Genomic DNA, 2,708 nt, shown 5'->3' on the forward strand with positions numbered 1-2,708 from the left:
ACGCACCACGCGTTCGGGGCCTTCTTCGTTTCGCAAGAGGAAACTCGGCGGCGGATCTGCCGTGATTCGCCGCCGAAAACGCGCTGGCCAGCGGGTTATGCGGGCGAAGCACTGGCGTAACCGGGCGAGAACTTCCAGGTAAACGAACAGGAATGACCCGCTGCGAAAGTATTCCTATGACATCGAGGCGCCGCACACCAGCGACGGGGTTCCCCAGACCCCCCATTCGCAAGTACGCCGGCACGCGCGAAGACGCCGCGCGCTGGGTTCGCGACATCCTGCGCTCCCAGATCCTCGATGGCGCATTCGGTGGATTGGCCGCACCCCGGCCGCTGTTGCCACCGGAAACCACCCTCGCGGCCGAATGGGGCGTCAGTCGCAACGCCATTCGGGAGGCCTTCGAGCTGTTGCGCTCGGAAGGACTCATCACCCGCGTCCAAGGGCTCGGCACCGTGGTCACCGGCGCCAAACTGCGACAGCGCATCGACCGACTCGAAGGGCTCGCGGAATCGCTTGCCGGACACCAACTCTCGGTCGAGAACACGGTGCTCTCGGCGCGCGCGTCGAGCGCCACCGCGTTCGTGGCGGGCAAGCTCTCGATCCCCGAGGGCAGCCCGATCCTGTTCATCGAACGACTGCGGTCGGTGGCGGGGGTCCCGCTCTCGCTCGACACCACCTCGCTGCGCCCCGAAGCCATCGAGGCGCTCGACGGCGCCGATCTCGCCCACGAGGACGTCTTCCACCTGCTCGAGGAACGTTTGGGCGTGCGGATCGGCGAAGCCGAGAACACGATCGAAGCGGTCGCCGCCGACCGCGGCACCGCGCGACACCTCGAGATCAAGATCGGCGAACCGGTGCTGCTGCTGCACCGACTGACCTCCCTCGCCGACGGCACCCCGTTCGATCTCGAATCCGTGCGCTATCGCGGCGACCGGCTGACGCTCACCTCGATCAACGCTCGCGCGCTGCCCACCGACTGACCTCGCCGGCCCTTCCCCGGATTTTTTCACCATGCAAGAGAAATGAGGATCAACCATGTCCGCATCACCCAGCTCACGTCCCAATATCGTCTATTTCCACGTCGATAATCTGGGTCTCGGTGAGCTCGGTTGTTTCGGCGGCGGCATTCTGCGCGGCGCCGACACCAAGAATATCGACACTTTCGCCGCGGAAAGCCTCAAGCTGTCGCATTTCGTCGTCGAACCGCAGTGCACCCCGACCCGTTCGGCGCTGATGACCGGTCGCTACCCGATCCGCTCGGGCAACCACACCATCGCGCTCGGCGGCAACCCCGGCGGGCTCGTCGCCTGGGAGCGCACCATGGGCGACATCCTGTCCGACGACGGCTACGCCACCGCCTGCTACGGCAAGTGGCACATCGGCGCCGAGGACGGCCGCTGGCCCACCGATCACGGCTTCGACGAGTGGTACGGGCCCGCCCGCACCTACGACGAGTGCCTGTGGCCCGACGACCCGTGGTACAAGGGCGAGCGCGACGGCTGGTCCTACATGTACGACGGCACCAAGGAAGGCGGCGTGCACCTGACCGACGAGCAGCTCACCGTCGAACTCAAGGGCCGCATGGACGCCGAATACGACCGGCGCGCCATGGCATTCATGGAACGCTCGGTCGAGGAGGAGAAGCCGTTCTTCCTCTACCACAACCACTCGCTGCTGCACTTCCCGATCGAGGTGCGCGAGGAGTTCAAGGGCACCAGCACCAACGGCGCCTGGGGCGACGCGCTGCTGATGCTCGACTACGACTTCCAGCGCATCCTCGACAAGCTCGACGAACTCGGCATCGCCGACAACACCATCGTGGTCTTCGCCGGCGACAACGGCCCCGAGGATCACCTGGCCGGGCGCGGCACCGCCGGCTTCTTCGACGGCTCCTACTTCAGCTCCGCCGAGGGCGGCATCCGCACCCCCGCGCTCATCCGCTGGCCCGGCCACGTCGTGCCGCGCGAGAGCAACGAGATGATGCACGTGACCGACATGTTCACCACCCTGCTGCTGCTCGCGGGCTGCGAGATCCCCGACGATCGCGAGATCGACGGCATCGACCAGCGCGAATTCTTCGCCGGCGCCGAGGAATCGGCGCGTGAGGGGCACATGGTCTGGCTCAACGACGAACTGCACGCGGTCAAGTGGTCGCAGTTCAAGATCAGTTTCGTGCGCCAGCAGCACTTCCACGACCCGGAGATCCCGCTGGGCTTCGCCCGCATCATCAACCTGCTCGAGGACCCCAAGGAACGTGAGCCGGTCAACCAGACCTTCGTGCGCTGGTGGGTGATGCAGCACGCACATCGCATCATCCGCAACCACGAGGAGAGCGTGCTGCGCGAGGAGCTGATCCCGCCGGGCGCGCCGCTGGACTTCGTACCGAAACGGACCGAGAACATCGCGGTCTGATCCACCACAGGATCGAGAAGAGGGCACCCGCTCGGTGCCCTCTTCTCCTCATTTCCCGAGGTACACCATGCGTATCGACACTCCGCCCGCGGCACCGTCGCGGCCACTGACCCGACTACTCCGAACCCAGACCGTCACCACCCTGCGCGACCCGAGGGCGCTGCGGGTCGAGATCTTCGCCGGCATGGTCACCGCGCTGGCATTGATCCCCGAGACCATCTCCTTCTCGATTCTCGCCGGCGTCGGCCCCGGGGTCGGGCTGTTCACCTCGATCGTCTTCGCGATGACGATCGCCG

At 66.2% G+C, this 2,708-nt stretch carries 3 protein-coding genes; all 3 read left to right on the forward strand.

The features are described 5' to 3' along the window. The first annotated feature begins 176 nt into the window (after nucleotides 1–176). Nucleotides 177–980: a GntR family transcriptional regulator gene (locus ACFP3H_RS05325; RefSeq protein ID WP_378600416.1), complete on the forward strand. Its 804-nt coding sequence runs from the start codon at nucleotides 177–179 to the stop codon at nucleotides 978–980. A gap of 55 nt (nucleotides 981–1,035) precedes the next feature. Further along, on the forward strand, nucleotides 1,036–2,412 hold the full coding sequence (locus tag ACFP3H_RS05330) for an arylsulfatase (protein WP_378600418.1): 1,377 nt from the start codon (nucleotides 1,036–1,038) through the stop codon (nucleotides 2,410–2,412). 67 nt (nucleotides 2,413–2,479) lie between these two features. After that, a partial coding sequence (locus ACFP3H_RS05335) for a SulP family inorganic anion transporter (RefSeq protein WP_378601592.1) occupies nucleotides 2,480–2,708 on the forward strand: 229 nt, incomplete at its 3' end.

The sequence above is a fragment of the Nocardia lasii genome (genome assembly GCF_042658545.1).
Classification (GTDB): domain Bacteria; phylum Actinomycetota; class Actinomycetes; order Mycobacteriales; family Mycobacteriaceae; genus Nocardia; species Nocardia lasii.